The sequence below is a fragment of the Flavobacterium sp. PLA-DH12 genome (genome assembly GCF_059511845.1).
The window spans coordinates 713,047-734,862 of sequence record NZ_JCAMPD010000001.1 but is presented as its reverse complement, the minus strand read 5'-3'; the positions used below and the strand labels follow the sequence as shown (position 1 = coordinate 734,862).

General features: G+C 32.1%; 22 protein-coding genes. 13 read left to right on the top strand and 9 right to left on the bottom strand.

Going from position 1 to position 21,816, the window contains the following annotated elements; genetic code table 11:
- Positions 1–2: 2 nt before the first annotated feature.
- From porD to AC5ZCW_RS03075, 12 genes are all read left to right on the top strand, one after another.
- On the top strand, positions 3–887 hold the full coding sequence (gene porD, locus AC5ZCW_RS03130; protein WP_496117871.1) for a type IX secretion system protein PorD: 885 nt from the start codon (positions 3–5) through the stop codon (positions 885–887).
- A gap of 63 nt (positions 888–950) precedes the next feature.
- A complete protein-coding gene (gene recN / locus AC5ZCW_RS03125) occupies positions 951–2,603 on the top strand; it encodes a DNA repair protein RecN (RefSeq protein ID WP_496117869.1) in 1,653 nt (550 codons plus the stop codon).
- Positions 2,604–2,654: 51 nt separating this feature from the next.
- A complete protein-coding gene (locus AC5ZCW_RS03120) occupies positions 2,655–3,356 on the top strand; it encodes a hypothetical protein (RefSeq protein WP_496117867.1) in 702 nt (233 codons plus the stop codon).
- Between the two features lie 53 nt (positions 3,357–3,409).
- A complete protein-coding gene (gene fabV, locus AC5ZCW_RS03115; protein ID WP_177210004.1) occupies positions 3,410–4,600 on the top strand; it encodes an enoyl-ACP reductase FabV in 1,191 nt (396 codons plus the stop codon).
- Between the two features lie 126 nt (positions 4,601–4,726).
- Complete coding sequence (locus tag AC5ZCW_RS03110; RefSeq protein ID WP_496117865.1) at positions 4,727–5,725, top strand: glycosyltransferase family 2 protein; 999 nt, start codon at positions 4,727–4,729, stop codon at positions 5,723–5,725.
- Positions 5,726–5,727: 2 nt separating this feature from the next.
- A complete protein-coding gene (gene coaE / locus AC5ZCW_RS03105) occupies positions 5,728–6,324 on the top strand; it encodes a dephospho-CoA kinase (RefSeq protein WP_496117863.1) in 597 nt (198 codons plus the stop codon).
- 59 nt (positions 6,325–6,383) lie between these two features.
- The gene (locus tag AC5ZCW_RS03100; RefSeq protein ID WP_496117861.1) at positions 6,384–7,970 is read left to right on the top strand and encodes a sensor histidine kinase; all 1,587 of its coding nucleotides are present in this window, start codon (positions 6,384–6,386) and stop codon (positions 7,968–7,970) included.
- 3 nt (positions 7,971–7,973) lie between these two features.
- Positions 7,974–8,690, top strand: a complete 717-nt coding sequence (locus tag AC5ZCW_RS03095) for a response regulator transcription factor (RefSeq protein WP_008463080.1) — start codon at positions 7,974–7,976, stop codon at positions 8,688–8,690.
- A gap of 491 nt (positions 8,691–9,181) precedes the next feature.
- Positions 9,182–9,928, top strand: a complete 747-nt coding sequence (locus tag AC5ZCW_RS03090) for a hypothetical protein (protein WP_496117859.1) — start codon at positions 9,182–9,184, stop codon at positions 9,926–9,928.
- Between the two features lie 3 nt (positions 9,929–9,931).
- Positions 9,932–11,323 carry an RtcB family protein gene (locus AC5ZCW_RS03085; protein ID WP_496117857.1) on the top strand — a complete coding sequence of 464 codons (1,392 nt, stop codon included), beginning with the start codon at positions 9,932–9,934 and terminating at the stop codon, positions 11,321–11,323.
- Between the two features lie 14 nt (positions 11,324–11,337).
- Positions 11,338–12,027, top strand: a complete 690-nt coding sequence (gene prfH, locus AC5ZCW_RS03080; protein WP_496117855.1) for a peptide chain release factor H — start codon at positions 11,338–11,340, stop codon at positions 12,025–12,027.
- Positions 12,014–12,547 carry a hypothetical protein gene (locus AC5ZCW_RS03075; RefSeq protein ID WP_496117853.1) on the top strand — a complete coding sequence of 178 codons (534 nt, stop codon included), beginning with the start codon at positions 12,014–12,016 and terminating at the stop codon, positions 12,545–12,547. Before prfH ends, AC5ZCW_RS03075 begins: the two co-directional genes overlap by 14 nt.
- Positions 12,548–12,628: 81 nt before the next feature.
- Here AC5ZCW_RS03075 and AC5ZCW_RS03070 read toward each other — a convergent pair whose 3' ends face one another.
- The 8 genes from AC5ZCW_RS03070 to AC5ZCW_RS03035 all read right to left on the bottom strand — a co-directional run bounded on the left by AC5ZCW_RS03070 (position 12,629) and on the right by AC5ZCW_RS03035 (position 19,882).
- A complete protein-coding gene (locus AC5ZCW_RS03070; RefSeq protein WP_496117851.1) occupies positions 12,629–13,375 on the bottom strand; it encodes an acyl-[acyl-carrier-protein] thioesterase in 747 nt (248 codons plus the stop codon).
- A gap of 15 nt (positions 13,376–13,390) precedes the next feature.
- Positions 13,391–14,320: a tRNA (adenosine(37)-N6)-dimethylallyltransferase MiaA gene (gene miaA, locus AC5ZCW_RS03065; RefSeq protein WP_496117849.1), complete on the bottom strand. Its 930-nt coding sequence runs from the start codon at positions 14,318–14,320 to the stop codon at positions 13,391–13,393.
- A gap of 152 nt (positions 14,321–14,472) precedes the next feature.
- Positions 14,473–15,312: an ion transporter gene (locus AC5ZCW_RS03060; protein WP_496117847.1), complete on the bottom strand. Its 840-nt coding sequence runs from the start codon at positions 15,310–15,312 to the stop codon at positions 14,473–14,475.
- Positions 15,313–15,342: 30 nt separating this feature from the next.
- Complete coding sequence (locus AC5ZCW_RS03055) at positions 15,343–16,704, bottom strand: exonuclease domain-containing protein (RefSeq protein WP_496117845.1); 1,362 nt, start codon at positions 16,702–16,704, stop codon at positions 15,343–15,345.
- A gap of 85 nt (positions 16,705–16,789) precedes the next feature.
- Complete coding sequence (locus AC5ZCW_RS03050; RefSeq protein ID WP_496117843.1) at positions 16,790–17,446, bottom strand: YggS family pyridoxal phosphate-dependent enzyme; 657 nt, start codon at positions 17,444–17,446, stop codon at positions 16,790–16,792.
- Positions 17,436–17,921, bottom strand: coding sequence for an HIT family protein (locus AC5ZCW_RS03045; RefSeq protein ID WP_496117841.1), 486 nt, complete (start codon positions 17,919–17,921; stop codon positions 17,436–17,438). The genes AC5ZCW_RS03050 and AC5ZCW_RS03045 overlap by 11 nt, the downstream gene beginning before the upstream one ends.
- 21 nt (positions 17,922–17,942) lie before the next feature.
- Positions 17,943–18,830 carry a 3-hydroxyacyl-CoA dehydrogenase family protein gene (locus AC5ZCW_RS03040; protein ID WP_177209990.1) on the bottom strand — a complete coding sequence of 296 codons (888 nt, stop codon included), beginning with the start codon at positions 18,828–18,830 and terminating at the stop codon, positions 17,943–17,945.
- Positions 18,831–18,916: 86 nt separating this feature from the next.
- Positions 18,917–19,882: a Gfo/Idh/MocA family protein gene (locus tag AC5ZCW_RS03035; protein WP_496117839.1), complete on the bottom strand. Its 966-nt coding sequence runs from the start codon at positions 19,880–19,882 to the stop codon at positions 18,917–18,919.
- A 204-nt stretch (positions 19,883–20,086) separates the two neighbouring features.
- Between AC5ZCW_RS03035 and AC5ZCW_RS03030 the strand changes: the two genes are divergently transcribed.
- Positions 20,087–20,728 (top strand): protein-L-isoaspartate(D-aspartate) O-methyltransferase, encoded by a 642-nt coding sequence (locus AC5ZCW_RS03030; RefSeq protein ID WP_496117837.1) that lies wholly within the window; start codon positions 20,087–20,089, stop codon positions 20,726–20,728.
- A 28-nt stretch (positions 20,729–20,756) separates the two neighbouring features.
- Here the strand turns inward: AC5ZCW_RS03030 and AC5ZCW_RS03025 are convergent, their stop codons facing one another.
- Complete coding sequence (locus AC5ZCW_RS03025) at positions 20,757–21,764, bottom strand: helix-turn-helix domain-containing protein (protein ID WP_496117835.1); 1,008 nt, start codon at positions 21,762–21,764, stop codon at positions 20,757–20,759.
- Positions 21,765–21,816 lie beyond the last annotated feature (52 nt).

The following is a 21,816-nucleotide window of genomic DNA, read 5'->3' as shown; positions in this document are numbered from 1 at the left end:
TTATGAATAAAATAGTTACACTATTAGTATTTTTAGGCTTTGGTTTTGTACAAGCTCAACAGCTAAATTGTACAGTAACTATTAATACAGAACGACTAACAAATCCGAATAATCAGGTTTTTAAAACACTTCAAACTTCTTTGTCTGAATTTGTAAATAAAACAGACTGGACGGGATCTGTTTTGAAACAAAACGAAAGAATAAACTGTTCGATGTACATTACATTATCATCAAATAGTTCAGATCAATTCACAGGAACCATTCAGGTTCAATCTTCCAGATTGATTTTTAATTCAACTTATTCTTCTCCTGTTTTAAATTACAATGATAAAGATTTTAATTTCAGATATACAGAATACGAGCCATTATTGTTTAACCCAAATACCTACGACTCAAATTTAGTTTCTGTTGTATCTTTTTACTGTTATCTAATTTTAGGTATGGACGCCGATACTTTTCAAATGGGCGCAGGAAATCCATATCTTCAAACTGCCCAAAATATTGCAAATGTGGCGCAGCAAGGCGGGTTTAAAGGCTGGAATCAATCTGATGGACTTCAAAATAGGTATTATTTAATTAACGATATGATTGCGCCAACATATAGCGATTTACGTCAGACAACTTATGCTTATCATACAGGATTGGATGCCATGACTATGGATCAGAAAGCGGCAAAGGAGAAAATAAAAAATGCTTTGCTGTTAATTGGAAAATTAAATTCGGTGAAACCAAATGCTTTTATTACCCGAGTTTTCTTCGATGCAAAATCAGACGAAATTGTCTCTATTTTTTCTGGCGGACCAAGTATTCCAATTACAGATTTAACAGATGTCTTAAATAAGGTTTCTCCGTTAAACTCTACTAAATGGTCGCAGATTAAATATTAATCTCGTTTTCGTTTTTATAATTCCCTTAAAACTCTTTAACTCTTATTTTTACAAAATTGCCCTATGATTACATCGCTGTCAATTAAAAATTATGCTCTTATTGAAAAACTAGCCATAGATTTTTCTAAAGGTTTTTCTATAATTACAGGTGAAACAGGTGCGGGAAAGTCAATCATTTTAGGAGCTATTGGTCTTGTTCTGGGCAAAAGGGCTGATCTCACTTCGTTAAAAAATAAAGAAGAAAAATGTGTTATTGAAGCACAATTTGAAATTGGAAAATATAATCTGAAAGACTTTTTTGAAGCCAATGATTTAGATTATGAAGACGAAACTATTATTAGACGTGAAATTTTACCTTCAGGTAAATCTCGTGCTTTTATAAATGACAGCCCTGTAAATCTTCAAGAATTGCAAGATTTAAGCTTGTACTTAATTGATATTCATTCGCAGCAACAAACACAGGAATTGTCAGATGAGAATGTGCAATTTAAAATTATTGATGCTATTGCTAATAATGCAGAAATAATTGTTGAATATCAAAAATTACTAAAATCTTATAAAGCCGATAAAGCGAAATTAAATGCGTTGCTAAAAAAACAAAGCGATGCAGGAAAAGAGCAGGAATACCATACATTTTTGCTCAATGAATTGGTTTCGGCGCAATTAAAATCTGGTGAACAAGAAGAATTAGAAGAGGACTACGAAAAATTGAATAATGTTGAGATTATCAAAGAATCTCTAGATAAATCATTGTCAATTGCAAATGAAGAGCAGTTTGGTGTTTTTCATAATTTAAATGAAATTAAAAATGCATTGCAAAAAGTAGCTCCGTTTTCATCAGAATATCAAAATTTATTCGAGAGAATTACAAGCTTAACGATAGAATTTGATGACGTTTCTAAAGAATTGCAAAATTGCTCTGAGAAATTGTTAAATGATCCTGTGCAGCTGGAGTTAATAAATCAAAAATTGCAATTGATTTATAATTTACAGAAAAAGCACCAAGCAAGCTCTGTAGATGAACTTCTTCAGATTCAATCAGACTTAGGGAATTCTTTATTAGAGTTGGATAATATGGATGAAGAAATTGCTTCTTTATCTAATATTATAGGTGAAAAAGCAACTGAGTTGGATAATTATGCATCTAAAATCCATGAAAATAGAATAAATGCGATTCCGAGATTATCAGAACAGCTAATTTCAATTTTAGAAACATTAGGAATGCCAAATGCTCGTTTTAATATGGAATTATTGCCTTCTGAAACGTATTTTCAAAACGGAAAAGACGAACTGCAATTCTTGTTTTCTGCAAATAAAGGAACCGATTTTGGCTTGCTGAAAAAAGTAGCTTCAGGAGGAGAGATGTCTCGTATTATGCTGGCTGTAAAAGCCATTTTGGCTAAATACTCTAAATTGCCTACATTGATTTTTGATGAGATTGATACAGGGGTTTCAGGAGAAATTGCAATTAGAATGGGAGAAATCATGAAAGAAATGAGTAATACAATGCAGATTTTTGCCATTACACATTTACCTCAAATTGCGGCAAAAGGAGATTCTCATTTTAAAGTTTCTAAATCTACAATTGGAGACGACACACAATCGGAGTTAAAACTTTTGGCTCATAACGAAAGAGTTACCGAAATAGCTCAAATGTTATCGGGTGCAAACATCTCTGATTCGGCATTAAATCATGCAAAAGAATTATTAAATTAAATAATTAAATTATATTTGCCACTAACCAAATTAGTATAAACAGGAGGGAATATGATTAAAAAAATACATGTTTTATTTTTTCTTTGCCTATTTGTTAGCAAGATTAGCGCGCAGGATCAGACTTCAAATGAAGTAGCTGTGGCTAATAATGGGGAAGCCAAATCTTATATAGCAAAAGATTTTCCAGAAGGCGTTTATAGAACCTATGAAGATTTTGTAGAAAAGAACGCAATCAACATGGGAGATGGCATAATAAGAAAAACAGTAGTTGGTTATAAAACTCTTGATAGAACATTTCTTTCAGACCAAGTCTTTTTTGCTTGGACAAGAACTGATGTGAAAATTACTGATTTTTTTGCCATTAGTTATAATGGCAGTCTTTACATACAGCAAAAATATTTTCATAAATTTTCTGTAAAAGAAGATAAAAATCAAGATGGAGATAATCCGAATTCTTATCATAGAGTTATGAATGATGGCAAGTTTTTCTATCTAGAAGGATTGTTTGCAAATTCTTGGTCAAAAGCGTTTGCTTATGGTAGTGGAGGAGCAGTTGGAGGCACAATAGGCGCAAACTTGAATAGGTTAAAAGGTGTTGTTTTTGATGTGGATAAAAAAGAAACTAATTTTATTAGAAATTGCGAAGATTTGAATCTTTTAATCGAAAAATACAACGGCAATAAAATTGAATGTAAAGAAAAAGATGTCGATATCTTGACGGTACGTGAAAACATTCAGAAAATTATAAAATAGTTTTAGAAGCTCTTTTTGAAAAAAAAACAAATTAAAATAGAAAAATAAAGAATATGATTATAGAACCTAGAATGAGAGGATTTATTTGTTTGACTGCCCATCCAACGGGAGCTGAACAAAATGTAAAAAATCAAATCGAGTACGTAAAATCTAAAGGAGAAATCGCTGGTGCTAAAAAAGTTTTAGTAATTGGTGCTTCTACAGGTTTCGGATTAGCTTCAAGAATTACTAGTGCTTTTGGTTCTGGTGCATCTACAATTGGTGTATTTTTTGAAAAACCACCAGTTGAAGGAAAAACAGCTTCTCCAGGATGGTATAATTCTGCAGCATTCGAAAAAGAGGCTCATAAAGCAGGTTTGTATGCAAAAAGTATCAATGGAGATGCATTTTCAAACGAAATTAAAAGAGAAACTTTAGATTTAATCAAAGCAGATTTAGGGCAAGTAGATCTTATAATTTATAGTTTAGCTTCTCCAGTAAGAACTAATCCAAATACAGGTGTTACACACCGTTCAGTTTTAAAACCGATCGGACAAACATTTACAAATAAAACAGTTGATTTTCACACAGGAAAAGTTTCAGATGTTTCAATCGCTCCAGCAAATGAGGAAGATATTGAAAATACTGTTGCTGTTATGGGTGGAGAAGACTGGGCAATGTGGATTGATGCTTTGAAAGCTGAAAATTTATTAGCTGAAGGTGCTACAACAGTTGCTTATTCTTATATTGGACCATCATTAACAGAAGCAGTTTACCGTAAAGGAACTATCGGTCGTGCAAAAGATCATTTAGAAGCTACAGCATTTACTATTTCAGATTCTTTAGAATCTATCGGAGGAAAAGCTTATGTTTCTGTAAATAAGGCTTTAGTTACTCAAGCAAGTTCTGCAATTCCAGTAATTCCATTATATATTTCTCTTTTATATAAAATTATGAAAGAAGAAGGAATTCATGAAGGCTGTATTGAGCAAATCCAGCGTTTATTCCAAGACAGATTATACAATGGTTCTGAGGTTCCTGTTGATGAAAAAGGACGAATCAGAATTGATGATTGGGAAATGCGTGAAGATGTTCAGGAAAAAGTGGCTAAATTGTGGTTGGAAGCTACAACAGAAACATTACCTGAAATTGGAGATTTAGCTGGATATAGAAGTGATTTCTTAAATTTATTCGGATTTGAAGTACCTGGTGTTGATTACAACGCAGATACAAACGAAGTTGTTGAGATTGAAAGTATCAAATAACATATTTTACTACTAGTAAACGAAAAACCATCAGCCAAAAGTTGATGGTTTTTTTGTTAATATACCATATCTTTGTTAAAATTTTGAAACAATAAAAATATACCCTTTAATAACGCGCATTCTGCTATGATTTTTTCTTTAATTATACCCGTGTATAATCGTCCAGATGAAGTTGATGAGCTTTTAGAAAGTCTCTCAAAATCTGATTATAATGAAGCTTTTGAAATTGTTCTTGTCGAAGATGGATCTTCAATTCCATGTCGAGATGTGGTGATGAATTATCAAGGAAAATTAAATATATCATATTACTTCAAAGAGAATTCTGGTCCAGGCGATTCTAGAAATTTCGGGATGCAGAGAGCCAGAGGTGATTACTTTATCATTTTTGATTCAGATTGTATTATTCCTTCACAATATTTGACAGAAGTCCGTAAAGAATTAGATGCAAATTATGTGGATTGTTTTGGAGGGCCAGATAAAGCGCTTGATAGTTTTTCTGATATTCAAAAAGCTATCAATTTTGCTATGACTTCATTCCTTACAACAGGAGGAATTAGAGGAGGTTCTGAGAAAATTAATAAGTTCCAGCCTCGTAGTTTTAATATGGGGATTTCTAAAAAAGCTTTTGAGGCTTCAAAAGGTTTTGGGAACATTCACCCAGGAGAAGATCCAGATTTATCTATTCGTTTATGGAATCTCGGATTTGAAACTAGGCTGTTTAAAGAGGCTTACGTATACCATAAAAGAAGAATTGACTGGGAGAAATTCTCTATTCAGGTTAATAAATTTGGTATTGCACGACCAATTTTAAACAGTTGGTATCCAGAACATAATAAGCTTACTTTTTTCTTTCCAACCCTTTTTATATTAGGATTATTATTAGCTTTTTTATTGTTAATTTTCAATATCGATATTTTATTACAATTATATTTCGTATATTTCGTTATAATTTTTCTTACAGCTAGTGTTCAAAACAAAAGCATCAAAATTGGGTATCTATCTGTAATAGCTGTGTGGAAACAATTTTATGGTTACGGAACTGGATTTTTAAAGTCATTTGTAAAAGTGATTTTACTAAAGAAGAAACCACAGGAAGCTTTTCCACGTATGTTTTTTAAATTATAAGAATGACAAAAGTTATTGGTCTTACAGGAGGAATTGGCAGCGGTAAAACTACTGTAGCAAACTATTTTGAAGAAATGGGGGTTCCTGTTTATATTGCTGATGACGGTGCAAAAAGAGTAATGCAGTCAAAAAATATCGTTGAAGAAGTAAAATCTACTTTTGGTGGCAACATTTTTGATGGTGAAGTTTTAAATCGTGCCAAATTAGCACAGGTTGTTTTTAATGATAAAGAGCAATTGGCAAAATTAAATGCTATTGTTCATCCAGCTGTAAAACTGGATTTTGAAGTTTGGTTGAAAAAGCATGAAGATTATGATTATGTGATTTACGAAGCGGCTATTCTATTTGAAAGTGGCCGTTACAAAGAATGCGACGTAATTATAACCGTTACCGCTCCAGAGGAGGTGAGAATTGAACGAGTTATAAAACGAGATAAAACCACGAGAGAACAAGTTTTAAGTAGAATGAAAATGCAGTGGGATGATGAAAAACGAATTTCTAAGAGCAATTTCGTGATTAATAACAATAATCTTAAAAATGCTAAAGAAGAAGTTGTTAAAATTCTTAAAATTTTAAATATAAAACAAAAACAGTCTTAAATGTTAATATTTGGTTAATGTATTATTTAGTATATTGTTAAAATATTAATTTTGTTTCGATGAATAAATTATTTTTTAGAATACTTGTTTTATTGATGAGTCTGTCCTTAATAGGGATAATTCTGGTACAAGTGTTTTGGTTCAATTCTTCGTTCAAAAATAATGAAGAGCAGTTTAAATACCACGTTACTCAAGTAATTGGAAATGTTGCAGATAAGCTGGAACAACAAGAAGAGTACAGTTTCTACGACAAATACAACCGTATTAAAGATAGTACGGGTAAAATTCCAAAAAAAGAAGATTTGTTGCAAGTATTTTATGTTCAAAGAAATACTAAAACAAACAAAACAATTGTTTATTCGAATACATTGACATCTGAAGATTATGATATTAATGGTTCAGTTTTTAACAAAAAATTCAGCAGCGAGCGTTTTAAAAATTTTAGTTCCAAAAGGGTAACTGAAGTTTATAATAATAACAATGGAATTGATAATAATAGCTTAGGACAAAGTATTATTCCTGATCTTAAAATTGAAAAATCAGGGAGTTTAGATATATTAAATAAAGTTCAACAGCAAATTCAATATAAAGACATCGCTTCTTTGACTCCAATTGAAGGCAGGATTACAAAAGATAAGCTGAGTAAATTATTGAAGAAAGAACTTGAAGAATATGGTGTAAAAACCAAATTTGAATTCGGAATATACAGCAGTGGCAATCCAACAAAAATAAAATCTGACGGATTTCATTACGATAAAGAAGCTACTTATAGCATTCCGATTTATACAGACAATGAAGGAAATAGCAAATATGAACTCTCAGTTACTTTTCCTCATAAAAAGAAGTTCTTATTGTCCGAGTTATTAAGTATTACTATTTTATCGATAGTTTTTACTTTGATTATAATTGTAGCCTATACGAGTGCATTAAATCAACTATTGCGTCAGAAACATATTTCTGAAATTAAAACAGATTTCATTAATAACATGACGCACGAGTTTAAAACTCCGATTGCTACAATAAACCTAGCTTTAGATGCTATTAGAAGTCCTAAGGTTATTGAAGATAAAGAAAAAGTTTATCGTTATCTTCAAATGATTCGGGATGAAAATAAAAGAATGCACGCTCAGGTTGAAAATGTATTGCGTATTTCTAAATTAGAAAAAAGAGAGCTTGATATTACAAAAGAGCCTACAGTAGTTACAGATATAATAGATGATGCAATTGAGCACGTTAATCTAATTTTAGAAGACAGACAAGGAACTGTCGAAAAACATTACAATGCAGCCAGAACAACAGTTTTAATTAACGAAGTTCATTTTACAAACGTACTGGTTAATATTTTAGAAAATGCAATAAAATATTCTCCAGATACTCCAAAGATTGAGATTTTTACAGAAAATGTGAAAGACATGATTCTGATAAAAGTAAAAGATCATGGTCTAGGAATGAGTAAGATAGCTCAAAAACGAGTTTTTGAGAAGTTTTATAGAGAACATACCGGAGATCTTCATAATGTAAAAGGGCATGGTTTAGGATTGGCTTATGTAAAAAGAATAGTAGAGGATCACAATGGTCAAGTATATGTAGAAAGCGAAAAAGGAAAAGGTAGCACCTTTATAATAAAAATACCATTAATAAATTAAAATATGGAAAATACTAACAAAAGAATACTTTTAGTAGAAGATGACCTAAATTTTGGGGCGGTTCTTAAAGATTATCTAATGTTAAATGACTTTGAAGTTACTTTAGCTAAAAACGGTATGGAAGGTTTCGAGAAATTCAAGAAAGATGTATATGATTTATGCATTTTGGATGTAATGATGCCTTATAAAGATGGTTACACTTTGGCCAAAGAAATTAGAGAGAAGAACAGTGAAGTGCCAATTATCTTTTTAACAGCAAAATCTATGAAAGAAGATGTGTTAAAAGGTTACAAAGCTGGTGCTGATGACTATTTAAATAAACCTTTTGATTCTGAAGTTCTTTTAATGAAAATTAAAGCAATTATTCAAAGAAAATCAGCAGATACAAAAGCAGAACAAGTACAGTTTGAGTTTAATATTGGTAAATTCCACTTAAATTCAAAATTAAGATTCTTGACTTTCCAAGATGAAGAACCAATAAAATTATCTCCAAAAGAGAATGAATTGCTTAAAATGTTAATTCTTCATGAAAATGATTTAATGCCAAGAGAATTAGCTTTAACTAAAATCTGGAGAGATGACAATTACTTCACATCAAGAAGTATGGACGTTTACATCGCTAAATTGAGAAAATACTTAAAAGCTGATGAAGATGTTGAAATCTTGAACATTCACGGTGAAGGTTTCAGATTAGTTGTAAAAAGCAAAGTTTCTGAATAATTGAATTCACTAAAAAAATATAAGCTCTGAGAAATCAGGGCTTTTTTTTTTGCTACAAAATGAAATATTTTTCATTAGTCTAATGTTTTGAATACTAAAGTAATATGTTGATTTTGGTTGTTGCGTTATTTCTGGTTTAAAATTATTTTAAAGAATTTTCTTTAAAATAATTTGGAAAATCAAAAAACAATTCTGAATATTTGCACACGAAAAAAATAATTAACCCTTTAAAACGAAGAAAAAATGTTTGTACTTACATTGACATCACAAAGCTTCACACCAAACAGATTTGGTGAAGCAGTTCTTCGTGGCCTATTTCAATCTTAGAAATACATTTTTAGATATATAAAAAAGCCCGAAGACAATAAGTTTCGGGCTTTTTTTATTCTAGACACTTCAAAATTTTCCCGAAAAAGCGATTTTAAAATTTATCCTTTTGGATAAGATGGTTAGCCTAGTTTGGCTATTAATTTAATGCATGATAATTTTTTATGGAAAATTATACTGTAGATGAGTATGCTTTGTGTGCTCGTTTTAAAAGTAAAAGAAGAAAAAAAAGATTAGTAAAAGAAGATTTTGAAAAACATTTAATTCAGTTAAGAAAGCTTGAAGTTCAACTTTGGAAAAAGCGTAGAGATTTACCATTAGTTCCTTTAGAAATTCCTTATCAAAAAGGCTGGCAACGCAACTTTAAATTAAGAGATGACATTGCAAGATCAAGTGAAGCTTCATTCTACAAGGAATTATTAGAAAAAATAAATACTTGGCAGTTCTCTCCTGAAAAATCTTTTGAGAGAAAGAAAAAAAGAAAAAGGAAACATGTTTATGTGGAGAAATTCCAAACTGTAAAAGAATTTTCAGAGTGGGAATGGAAAAGTTCAAAATTAGAATTGACTGAAAAAGAAAAAACACATTTTTATAAAAGAGAGCGTTGGTGTGGCAATTGTAAACGATACAAAATTCATTATGTATTTAATGAGCCTTGGCGATATGTGCTTCGTGTTAGCCCTTATATGATAACACATACAAAAATGGTTGATTCGGATTTGGAAAGTGAAATTCAAGTTATTGAAAATTATATTGTTAATCATAATCTTAGAGATAAAACAAACAGATTAATACACGGCAGTTCTCGTAAATGGAGTTACTATGAAAAAGAAAACCCAAAAGAGACAAGTCCAATTAAAAATAAAAGTCTACATATATTGTATCAGCAATATACAGATGAAATGATATAAATCATGGGAAATAAATTATCTGGAAAAGACCTGATTAAATTAGGTTTTCCAAAGAACAATTCAATAAACATTGCCTTAGGGCAAATAAACAGATATAGAAAAAGAGAAAAAAAAGAATCTATTCTAATAGAAGCAAAAGACGTTTTATTGCATCCTGAAAAATATGAAGGAAATGGAACGTGGGGAAAAGTAGCAGAAGGTTTAATTAAACCGGTTCAGGTAAGAATGCATCAGCTGAAAAATACTAGAGCGCCGTTTAAAATTTTTGGAGAAAATGAAATCGATGAGCAGGCTAAATTTCAATTGTATGATTCATTGAAACTGCCAATTTCTATTGCAGGAGCTCTAATGCCAGATGCACATTCTGGTTACGGATTGCCAATTGGGGGAGTTCTGGCAACTGACAATGCCGTGATTCCGTATGGAGTTGGTGTTGACATTGGATGTCGAATGAGTCTTTCGATTTTTGATTTGCCAGCTTCTCATTTTAAAGGAAAAGAAGATCAATTGGAAGCAATTTTAAAAAATAATACAAAATTTGGAATGTATGAAACTCATGTTTCTAGAGTTGATCATGAGGTATTTTACAATAGTGGATTTCAAGATATTCCATTGTTGAAAAATCTTTTGCCAAAAGCCTATAAACAATTAGGAACTTCAGGCGGAGGAAATCATTTTGTAGAATTTGGAATCGCAAAAATAGAGAATCCTGAGAACGAATGGAAATTAGAAAAAGGTGAATATTTCGCGGTTCTTTCCCATAGTGGTTCTCGCGGATTAGGCGCAAATATTGCGAAGCATTATACTTATTTGGCAACAAAACAATGTCCGCTGCCAAAAAACGTACAGCATTTAGCTTGGCTGGATTTGAATACGCATGACGGTCAGGAATACTGGCTGGCGATGAATTTAGCTGGAGAATATGCAAAAGCTTGCCATGATGATATTCACAGAAGAATTGCGAAAGCTATTGGAAAAAGAGTGGTAGTAACGATTGAAAATCACCACAATTTCGCTTGGAAAGAAATCGTAAACGGTCAGGAATGTATTGTACATAGAAAAGGTGCAACTCCGGCGGGAGAAGGACAATTAGGAATTATTCCTGGCTCAATGACTGCTCCCGGTTTTATTGTGAAAGGAAAAGGAAATTCTGAAAGTTTAAATTCGGCTTCGCATGGTGCGGGACGTTTGTTTTCAAGAGCGAAATGTAAAAGTACATTTACACAAAGTGAAGTTAAAAAGGTTTTGAAAGCAAATGAGGTAACCTTGATTGGAGGAAATATTGATGAAGCACCAATGGCGTACAAAGACATTACAAAAGTAATGGCAAATCAAACCGATTTGGTTGAAGTTCTGGGAACTTTTACGCCAAAGATTGTTAGAATGGACCGTTAAAAAGAGAAAAGATTATGGAAAAAATAATTCAGATAACAGCAGGTCGCGGACCTGCAGAATGCACTTGGGTTGTTGCCCAAGTGCTTAAAAAAGTTTTGGAGGAAGCTCAAGATCAGGATTTAGATGTCGTTTTACTCCAAAGAGAAAAAGGAGAAGAGAACGGAACGATTGAAACTGCATCGATTTCTGTAAAAGGAAAAAATACCGATAAGTTTATGAAATCTTGGGTCGGAACAATTCAATGGATTGGTCAGAGCCAGTTTAGGAAAATGCACAAACGCAAAAACTGGTTTATTGGAATTTTTGAAATTGAACCACAGAAAAATGCATCAGTTTCAGAGAATGACATTCAATATCAAGCGATGCGAAGTTCAGGTGCTGGCGGTCAGCATGTAAACAAAGTGAGTTCGGCAATTCGTGCGACACATATTCCAACAGGAATTGCTGTTGTAGCAATGGATAGCCGTTCGCAGCACCAAAACAAAAAACTGGCAACAGAAAGATTATTAAAAAAACTAGAAGACGAGAAACTAGTTCAGCTTAAAAGTCACGTAGAAAAACAATGGGAAAACCAGCTCAATGTAGAGCGTGGAAATCCGATTAGAGTTTTTACGGGAAGTGATTTTAAAAAGAATAAAGTTGAGAAAAGCTACAAAGGAACTCGTCAGAAATTAAAAAACGATTTAAGAAATGAAAACAACTGATAAATACCTTTTTCAGGCTTTGGATAATTATCCGTTTTGGCTTGAAGGAACAATAGAGTCTTTAGATTATGCTTTTTCTTATGATGACAAAAATACAATGGTTTTGTGTTTGTACGGAAGAATTCAGGCTGAACAATTAATGAATTATGAAGAAGCGAAATCTTATTTTCAGCAAGCTTTATCGATTAATATTCATGCTCTTGAAGTGTATCCGTATTATTTGAAAACATTGATTTTAAATGAAGATTATGAAGAAGCTCAAAAGTTGATTGATTTTGCCTTAACGGTGAAAGGAATCAACAAAACTGAAATTTATATCAAAAAAGCTATTCTTTTAGAAGCGCAAAATGAGTTTAAGAAAGCATTAAAAGAGATTAAAAATGCCAAACTTCATTTATTGCAATTTAATTATGAGTCTGATATTTCAGATGTTGAGAAGAGAATTGAGAATAAAATTGATTTGCTTAAAAAGAAGAAAGAGAAAAAATCTAAGAAAGGTTCTAAAAAGAAATCGAAATGATAAAAACAAAAAACGATGCAATTTGCATCGTTTTTTGTTTTTTTAAAGTAGATATGTAAAGTTTTTAAGATAAATGAAATCTTACTTCCAATGCAATTCCAAAGCAAAGCACGTTTTTTCGCCTTTTGTAATGCTGAATGTTGCTGTTGTATGATCGTCGTCTTCGCTTTCGTGAATAACCACATTATCTTGCAGTGAAAGCTCTTTCATAAAATTCATTTCGAAGCTTTTTACTTCTTGTTTCATGATTCTTTTAGGATCAACATGATCCAAACACCATTCCAGATATTTTACATTATTTACATGATTTACAATGTCTAAATCAGATAAATAGACTGTTTTTTCAAAAACGGCTTCTTTTTCATGATTGATGTTTATTTTAGAAAAACCTTCTTCCGTTGCTCTGTTTTCTGGGAATAATTCGAAATGTTCAAAAGGCAGTGCTAAAGCTTCTGGCCTACGTGCTTTTGTATTGAAAACTGCCCAATAGGTTTCGCAACCTACAATTTTTTTTCCGTTTACATACATTTCCAAAGCACGAACTGAACGTGAATTTTCTAAACTGTTAATCCATGTTTTTACCGTTACAACGTCCTGCCATTTTGGTAAAGCATGAACTTCAACGCGCATTCGGCTTAGAACCCAAGCTTGATGGAATTCCTGCATATCGTAAAAGCTGATTCCGCCAACTTCTGAATGTGCAGCTGCGGTTAATTGTAAAATATTACACAAATCGGTATATTTTAAAAAACCTGTAGGCGTACATTGTGTAAAATTGATTTCCCAGTCTTTGCTTAAAACTGATGTAAAATTGGGAGATATTGGCATTGTTAATTTTAGATTTTAGATTGATGATTTTAGATTTTCTTCTATGTAATGAATAATCTCATTTCTGTCAGTCGAATAATCAAACCATTTGGTGTTTTCGTTTCGTTTGAACCACGTTAATTGTCTTTTCGAGAATCTTCGTGTGTTTTTTTTGATTTCTTCTATCGCAAAAGGCAAAGTGAATTCTTCGTCAAAATAACTAAATAATTCTCTATAACCGACCGTTTGAAGTGCATTTAACGCTTTGTTAGGATAAAGTGCTTCGGCTTCTTTTAATAATCCTTCGTTCATCATGATATCAACACGCTGGTTGATTCTGCTGTAAATGATTTCTCTTTCGGCATCTAAACCGATTAGAATAGGAGTGAAGTTTCTATTATTTTTCTTCTGATTTAAAAAAGAAGAATAAGGTTTTTGAGCTCCAATGCAAACTTCAACAAAACGCATCATTCGCTGTGGATTTTGTAAAGTCTGCGGATTTTCTACAGTTATTTTTTGATAATATTCTGGGTCCAAATTTTTGAGTTGTTCCTGAAGATATTCGATTCCGAGTTTTTCGTAGTTTAAATTTACTTCATGTCGAACTTTTGGATCAATTTCAGGAAACTCGTCAAACCCTTTTAAAATGGCATCTACATATAAACCTGACCCGCCAATAAGAATAACGAAATCATTGGTTTGAAATAGTTCTTCAATTTTAGTTAAAGCTTCTTTTTCGTAATCGCCAACAGTGTAATTTTCGAAGATTGATTTGTTTTGAATAAAATGATGCTTAGCCGAATTTAATTCTTCCTGATTGGGAACTGCGGTTCCAATGGTCATTTCTTTGAAAAATTGACGGCTGTCGCAAGAAACGATCTCGCATTTAAAATGTTGTGCCAAAGCAATACTTAAGGCTGTTTTGCCTATAGCTGTTGGTCCGACAATGGTGATTAGGTATTTCATATTTTTTAGCCCAGATGGAAATGGAAACCCCGGACTTATATTTGTTGAATTTTTTTGGTGTAAAAGAGCGACCAACGGAAGCTCCTTTTATGCCTTAAAAAATTACAAATATAAGGAGGAGTTGGAATGTACAGCTGGATTAGCTTCTATAATTAATTATTTGGCAGTTCGGTTCCGCATTCGTAGCAATATTTTGCATTACCGAAATGGACTTGCGACTGACATTTTCTACATGTTTTTTTTGTGCCTACAAAACTACCTTTCAGACTGCTTTTTGCAAATTCGGCGGTTACAATTCCGGTTGGAACGGCGATGATTCCGTAACCTAAAATCATAACAAAAGCGGCGATAAATTGTCCAAGTGGCGTTTGCGGTGAAATATCTCCATAACCAACCGTTGTAAGCGTAACAATTGTCCAGTAGATTCCCATAGGAATACTGGTAAATCCAGATTCTCTGCCTTCAACAAGATACATGATTGTACCGATAATTACGGTGCTGATTAAGACAAAATAGATAAAAACTAGAATTTTTTCTTTGCTGGCTTCGATGGCTTCTTTTAGTTGTAGGGATTGATGATTGATTTGCGGAATATGCAGAATCTTGAATAATCGGAGAAAACGCAACGCTCTTACGATTGATAAAATACTTGCACCAGGAAAAAAAATGGACAGATACATCGGTAAAACAGCAAGTAAATCGATAATTCCGTAAAAGCTGAAAATGTATTTGACTGGTTTTTGGATTGAAATAATTCTTAATACATATTCGATGGTAAAGAATATGGTAATTATCCATTCACAGAGTAGTAATTGTTCGTGATATTTAGAACTTACGCCTTCAACAGTATCAAGCATTATTAAAAGAACGCTCAATAAGATTAAACCTAACAATACTAAATCGAACATTCGTCCTAAGATGGTATTGGTGCCATATAGAACGATTTTGACTTTTTCTCTGAAGATTTCGTATTGTGATTTTGTCTTTTTCATATCCTTAAAGATAATCAAAGTTTTGTTTTGTTAAAAATGCAGTATTTTCAATGACTTGCTCTTGCGAATGTAATTCTGAATGATGTTTTTTACATCTCGGTTGTGCTGCATTGGTGTTATAATATTTTTTAAGATGTCGATGTTTGTAATCTGATAATTAAGATCGTAATAGGCGTAACCTTTGTAAATTCCGTTTTCGATCAAAACAGCGCTTCTTTCATTTACATTTCGGCCTCTATCTATAAGAATCATGCTTTTGTTTTCGAAACTGTTTTCAGAAATGAATTGCTGTACTCTCAAATTATAAACTTCTGGAGTCACTTCGCCAATACAGGCGCCATCGCATTCTTTGATTTTATATTGAAAACATTCTTTTTTGGTCTGATATAATCCTGTGAGTTTTTGGCACAAATGATATTTTGCAGTATACCTGAAAAGAGCATTTTTGCCTTCTTGAAGTGAAGCAAAAGAAGTTATTTCCTTTTTTCGTCCGTCGGCTTTTTCTAATTTTAAATTCAAATATCCTTGAGCATCTTTTTCGGCATATAAGGCATATTGAAAAATTGTTTTTCGCTGTGCACGATTATAGCGTGGACGATTTATTTTTATTTCTTCACTTTCTTTTAAAAGTGCAATTAATTCGCTTCCAGTTTCGTCATACGTAATTGTAAAAACTTCTGCCTGAATCTTTTTGCTTTTAGTGGTAACTCCAGTAAAGTGCTGATTAACTCTTTTTTTGATGTTTTGGCTTTTGCCAATGTAGATTAAAGTGCCACTTTCGTTATAGATATAATAAACGCCAGTTTTTGTTGGCATTTGGCTTAGAATGTCTAAAAATTTTGGAGAAATCCCTTTTTCGACTTCGAGTTTTATAAAATCTTTTACGATAGTTTTTTCGACATCTTTTTCTAAAAGCATTTTAAAAAGCTTGGTTGTAGCCATAGCATCTCCGCTGGCACGATGTCTGTCGGCCATTGGAATTCCAAGTGCACGGACTAGTTTTCCTAAACTGTATGAAGGCTGTTCGGGAATTAGTTTTTTGGCTAATTCAACTGTACAAAGTGTTTTAGCTTCAAAATCGTAACCTAAACGACGAAATTCAGTTCTAAGGATTCTATAATCGAAAGAAGCATTGTGAGCAACAATTACGCAATCTGAAGTAATTTCGATAATGCGTTTTGCAACTTCATAAAATTTCGGTGCTGACTGCAACATAGCGTTATTGATTCCAGTCAGTTTTACAACGAAAGGCTGGATTGGAATTTCAGGATTGACAAGGCTTATGAATTGATCAACTACTTCATGTCCATCAAATTTGTAGATGGCGATTTCGGTAATTCCCTCTTCATTAAACTGTCCTCCAGTTGTTTCTATGTCAAGTATTGCGTACAAATTATGTGTTCAGTGTTCAGTTTCGATTATTATCGAAATTAGTGTTCAGTTTTCTACGTATTGCAGTGCACCCTTACAACAGTTATTAACGTCCGCCAAAAATGCTGCTTCCAATTCTTACCATTGTGCTTCCGCATTCTATAGCTAGCTTATAATCTCCAGACATTCCCATAGATATGATGCTAAAATCGTTAATGGCCTGCAGTTTTTTCGTTGAATCAAAAATCGATTTTAAATGGGTAAATTCTTTTTTTATCTGGTTTTGATCTTCTGTGAATGTTGCCATTCCCATTAAACCTAAGATACGAATATTTTTTAACTCTTTAAACCCCACAGAAGTTAAAAGTTCATTTAATTCGTTTTCGTCCAAACCAAATTTAGATTCTTCTTCAGCAATATAAATTTGAAGAAGACAGTCTATTGTTCTATTGTTTTTTACAGCTTGTTTGTTGATTTCTTGTAGTAATTTCAAACTATCAACCCCATGAATCAAACTCACAAACGGAGCCATAAATTTGACTTTATTCGACTGAACATGACCAATCATATGCCATTGAATGTCTTTGGGCATTTGTTCCCATTTTTCAGTCATTTCCTGAATTTTGTTTTCACCAAAAATACGCTGTCCAGCTTCGTAAGCCTGCATCAAGTCTGAAACAGGTTTTGTTTTTGAAACGGCAACGAGAGTTACGTGTTCAGGTAAACTTTTTTTTATATTTTGTAAATTTGATTTAATGCTCATTACAATCTTGTTTTGTCATTTCTGATCTCAATCTATCGGCTAATTCAAAGTTTTTATTAGCATTTAATTTATGATTTCCTAATCGTAAAATACGTCTTTTCCAGTCATAAATGCCTGGAAAAGAAGCAATAATTCTATCTTTTAAAGAATTACAAGGAATAATATGAATGTGACAATGAAATATTGACTGTCCCGCTTCTTTATTAATGGCTGTCCATATCCTAATTCCTTTACAATTGTATGCCTTTTGCATGGCATAATTTATATTGTTGAGAATTGGAATTAACTCTTTAGAATGATCAACAGAAAGTTCTAAAATGTTCTTGAAATGTTTTTTCGGAATTAATAAACAAATAGAACCAATGCTTGTTTGTCGATATTTATCTGTAAGAATTATAAATAAATCATTTTCAAAAATAACTTCTTCATTAAACCGATCTCCTTCTATTATTTTACAAAAACGACATTCTTGCATTAAAAAGCTAAATATTTAGATTTATATAAACTGTTTCGAGATTTTCTCTGCTTTTTTGCTTTCGCTATAATCGTAAAAACCTTCTCCAGATTTAACTCCTAGTTTTCCGGCTCTAACCATATTTACTAAAAGCGGGCAAGGAGCATATTTAGGATTTTTGAATCCGTCGTACATTACATTTAGAATAGCAAGACAAACGTCAAGACCAATAAAATCGGCTAATTGAAGCGGTCCCATAGGATGTCCCATTCCTAATTTCATTACCGTATCGATTTCGTAAACTCCAGCAACTTTATTGTATAACGTTTCGATTGCTTCATTTAGCATTGGCATTAAAATTCTGTTCGCCACAAAACCTGGATAATCATTTACTTCAACAGGAACTTTACCTAATTTTTCAGATAAATCCATGATGATTTTGGTTACTTCATCACTTGTATTGTATCCACGGATGATTTCGACCAATTTCATAATCGGCACGGGATTCATAAAATGCATCCCGATAACACGCTCAGGATGTGCTACAACAGCTCCAATTTGTGTAATTGAGATAGAAGACGTGTTTGTTGCTAAAATCGTATTGTGAGAGCAATATTCGTTTAACTGCTTGAAAATATTTAGTTTTAATTCAACGTTTTCAGTTGCTGCTTCAACAACAAGATCAACACCTACAACACCGTCTTTAATATCAGTATAAGTTATGATGTTAGTTATAGTTTTGGTAACATCTTCTTGAGTTATTGTACCTTTAGATAACATACGATCCAAATTGGCAGCAATAGTTGCCATTCCTTTGTCTAAAGATTTTTCAGAAACATCGATTAATTTTACGGTAAAACCGCTTTGTGCAAAGGTATGAGCAATTCCGTTACCCATTGTTCCTGCTCCAATTACAGCTATTGTTTTCATTTTATACTAGATATTTTTTTATGATTTAGCCACGAATTCACCAAATAATTCGTGAATTCGTGGCTATGTATTTTGATTTTTTTTAACTATTTATTGAAACAATCAATAATTTGATACGCTACACGTAATGCATCTGTTGCTTGTTCAAGTGTTACAACTGGAGTTGTATTGCTGTTTATTGCGTCTGCAAACGAATTCAATTCATCTAAGATTGCATTGTTTTGCTCAACATCTGGATTAGTGAAATAAATTTGTTTTTTAACTCCTTCAGCATTTTGAAGAATCATATCAAAATCTCCTGGTACTTCTGGGGCATCTTTCATACGAACTACTTCACATTTTTTTTCTAAAAAGTCGACAGAAATATAAGCGTCTTTTTGAAAGAAACGTGATTTGCGCATGTTTTTCAAAGAAATTCTGCTTGCAGTTAAATTGGCAACACAGCCATTTTCAAATTCAATTCTAGCATTGGCAATATCTGGAGTATCACTAATTACAGATACACCGCTTGCATGAATATCTTTTACTTTTGAATTAACAACGCTTAAAATAGCATCAATATCATGAATCATTAAATCTAAAACCACAGGAACGTCTGTACCACGCGGGTTAAATTCTGCCAAACGATGCGTTTCTATAAACATCGGATTTTCAATCATGTTTTTCGTAGCAATAAAAGCGGGATTAAAACGCTCTACGTGACCTACTTGCCCTTTTACATTGTATTCATTTGCTAAAGCGATAATTTCTTCGGCTTCTTCTACAGTGTTAGCAATTGGTTTTTCTATAAAAATGTGTTTTCCTGATTTTATAGCAACCTTAGCACATTTATAGTGTGAAAGGGTTGGAGTTACAATATCAATCACATCAACAGCGTGAATGAGTTTTGCAATTGTACTGAAGTTTTTATAGCCAAACTCTTTTGAGATTTTTTCGGCATTTTCTTGATTTTCGTCGTAAAATCCAACTAATTCGTATTTGTCAGATTGTTGTAATAAGCGTAAATGTATTTTACCAAGATGACCAGCACCTAAAACTCCTACTTTTAACATGAGAATGTATTTTAAACAAAAATAGAATTTATTTGTTGAAAGTAAAAAAGAATTTAGTGAATTGTGAGTTGTGAGTTGTGAATTGTAAATTATGACTTTCGGCTTTCGGCTTTCGACTTTCCACTGTATTAATTTATTATTTAAAAATCAATATTTGAAATCCTGTTTTGTTTCTTATTTTTGCGAAAATAAAACCTACCTATTTTGAAAGACACTGCCAAACATCAAGGACTTCGTAATCAATTAGTAACTACTTTAGAGCAAAAAGGAATTACTGATAAAGCGGTGCTGGATGCGATAAAAAAAATCCCGAGACACCTTTTTTTAAATTCAAGTTTTGAAGATTATGCTTATCAAGATAAGGCTTTTCCTATTGGAGCAGGGCAAACTATTTCACAACCATACACAGTTGCTTTCCAATCGCAGTTGTTGGAAGTAAAAAGAGATCATAAAGTTCTTGAAATCGGGACTGGTTCTGGTTATCAGACTGCTGTTTTGTTTATGCTTGGGGCTAAAGTATATACTGTTGAAAGACAAAGTGAATTGTTTAAAAAAACGTCAAACTTATTTCCAAAATTAAATATTCGTCCTAAGCATGTTACATTTGGAGATGGATATAAAGGATTGCCAAATTTTGCGCCGTTTGACAGTATTATAGTTACAGCAGGTGCGCCTTTTATCCCACAGCCTTTAATGGCACAATTAAAAATAGGAGGGCGATTGGTTATTCCGTTAGGAGAAGATGTTCAGATTATGACTTTATTGATTAGAAAGAACGAAACTCAATTTGAAAAACATGAGTTTGGAGAATTTAGATTTGTTCCTCTATTAGAAGATAAAAATTAATGAGAAAGCCCAGTTTAGCTGGGCTTTTTTATTTTTCGATTAATTGTATCGCTTTTTTTAGATTTTCTTTTTCAATTCGAATGATATAATTAATAAAAATTGATTTGTCATTATTAAGCTGACTTTCTTCTAAAATAGAAAAATATTCATCCATACTTTTTTGATTTTCGTCAATTGTGACGTATGTATAATTATGTTGGATTAAAATCCAGTTCAATGCTAAGTTTGACATTTGCAGATTTCCATTTTCAAAAGGCTTAATTTCAGCTATTTTTAGATGAGCTTCAGAAGCAAGAATTATGGGATGCAGAATGTTTTTTTGTGATTCATACCAATTAAAAAATAAATTCATTTCGCGTATAATAAGTGCATCATTGATATATTTTCCAGAACTTTCAAATTCAAATCCTTTAAAAAGAAAAGTGTGAAGCAAAAGAAAATCTTTTTCATTTAATGATATTTTCTTTTGAATTAGATCTTTAATGTAGAATGTTGCTTCTTGAAAATTAATAGCTTCAAGATGATTTTGCATACTTTTTCCAGAAATGGTCAATCCTTCATTTAAAACTAGTTTAGTTTCTTCTAATGTTAATGGATTCTTGTTTAAATGAATACTTTTAAATATAAATTCTAATTCTAAAGTTTTTGAGATTTGACGGAATTCAAAATGATTAAAAGAATGGATTTTATTTTTTAAGACTTCAATCTCATCCAAGATATTTTGAATAGAAAATATTAATGCTGAGTTGATTTCTTTTTTATTGTTTTGAATTTCTTGTTCAGCTAAAATTAAGGCTTTTAAGGCAAATTCTTCGTCGCCAATTTCATAAAGAATCTTTTCTTTAAGCCAGACAATCATTAAAGTTTCATAATCAATTTCTAGAAGCTGAGCCAGTTTTGAAATCTGTTCTTTTGTTGGTTTTCGTGTTCCTGATTCAAATTTACTGATTAAAGCCTGATCTATTCCGGCCAATTGTGCCAATTCACGGGTTTTAAAACCTTTTTGTTCTCGTGCATTTTTTAAAAGTGATTTCATTTTTGATGAAAATTATAGTCTTGACAAAACTAGTCATAAAACTAGTCATAAA

Bases quoted from the DNA above. Each gene is read 5' to 3' on its own strand.
- AC5ZCW_RS03040 (WP_177209990.1), bottom strand. From the start codon at position 18,830: ATGAAAACAATAGCTGTAATTGGAGCAGGAACAATGGGTAACGGAATT.
- coaE (WP_496117863.1), top strand. From the start codon at position 5,728: ATGACAAAAGTTATTGGTCTTACAGGAGGAATTGGCAGCGGTAAAACT.
- AC5ZCW_RS03085 (WP_496117857.1), top strand. From the start codon at position 9,932: ATGGGAAATAAATTATCTGGAAAAGACCTGATTAAATTAGGTTTTCCA.
- fabV (WP_177210004.1), top strand. From the start codon at position 3,410: ATGATTATAGAACCTAGAATGAGAGGATTTATTTGTTTGACTGCCCAT.
- AC5ZCW_RS03025 (WP_496117835.1), bottom strand. From the start codon at position 21,764: ATGAAATCACTTTTAAAAAATGCACGAGAACAAAAAGGTTTTAAAACC.
- porD (WP_496117871.1), top strand. From the start codon at position 3: ATGAATAAAATAGTTACACTATTAGTATTTTTAGGCTTTGGTTTTGTA.
- AC5ZCW_RS03060 (WP_496117847.1), bottom strand. From the start codon at position 15,312: ATGAAAAAGACAAAATCACAATACGAAATCTTCAGAGAAAAAGTCAAA.
- AC5ZCW_RS03050 (WP_496117843.1), bottom strand. From the start codon at position 17,446: ATGAGCATTAAATCAAATTTACAAAATATAAAAAAAAGTTTACCTGAA.
- AC5ZCW_RS03090 (WP_496117859.1), top strand. From the start codon at position 9,182: ATGGAAAATTATACTGTAGATGAGTATGCTTTGTGTGCTCGTTTTAAA.
- prfH (WP_496117855.1), top strand. From the start codon at position 11,338: ATGGAAAAAATAATTCAGATAACAGCAGGTCGCGGACCTGCAGAATGC.
- AC5ZCW_RS03035 (WP_496117839.1), bottom strand. From the start codon at position 19,882: ATGTTAAAAGTAGGAGTTTTAGGTGCTGGTCATCTTGGTAAAATACAT.
- AC5ZCW_RS03095 (WP_008463080.1), top strand. From the start codon at position 7,974: ATGGAAAATACTAACAAAAGAATACTTTTAGTAGAAGATGACCTAAAT.
- AC5ZCW_RS03075 (WP_496117853.1), top strand. From the start codon at position 12,014: ATGAAAACAACTGATAAATACCTTTTTCAGGCTTTGGATAATTATCCG.
- AC5ZCW_RS03045 (WP_496117841.1), bottom strand. From the start codon at position 17,921: ATGCAAGAATGTCGTTTTTGTAAAATAATAGAAGGAGATCGGTTTAAT.
- AC5ZCW_RS03120 (WP_496117867.1), top strand. From the start codon at position 2,655: ATGATTAAAAAAATACATGTTTTATTTTTTCTTTGCCTATTTGTTAGC.
- miaA (WP_496117849.1), bottom strand. From the start codon at position 14,320: ATGAAATACCTAATCACCATTGTCGGACCAACAGCTATAGGCAAAACA.
- recN (WP_496117869.1), top strand. From the start codon at position 951: ATGATTACATCGCTGTCAATTAAAAATTATGCTCTTATTGAAAAACTA.
- AC5ZCW_RS03070 (WP_496117851.1), bottom strand. From the start codon at position 13,375: ATGCCAATATCTCCCAATTTTACATCAGTTTTAAGCAAAGACTGGGAA.
- AC5ZCW_RS03110 (WP_496117865.1), top strand. From the start codon at position 4,727: ATGATTTTTTCTTTAATTATACCCGTGTATAATCGTCCAGATGAAGTT.
- AC5ZCW_RS03100 (WP_496117861.1), top strand. From the start codon at position 6,384: ATGAATAAATTATTTTTTAGAATACTTGTTTTATTGATGAGTCTGTCC.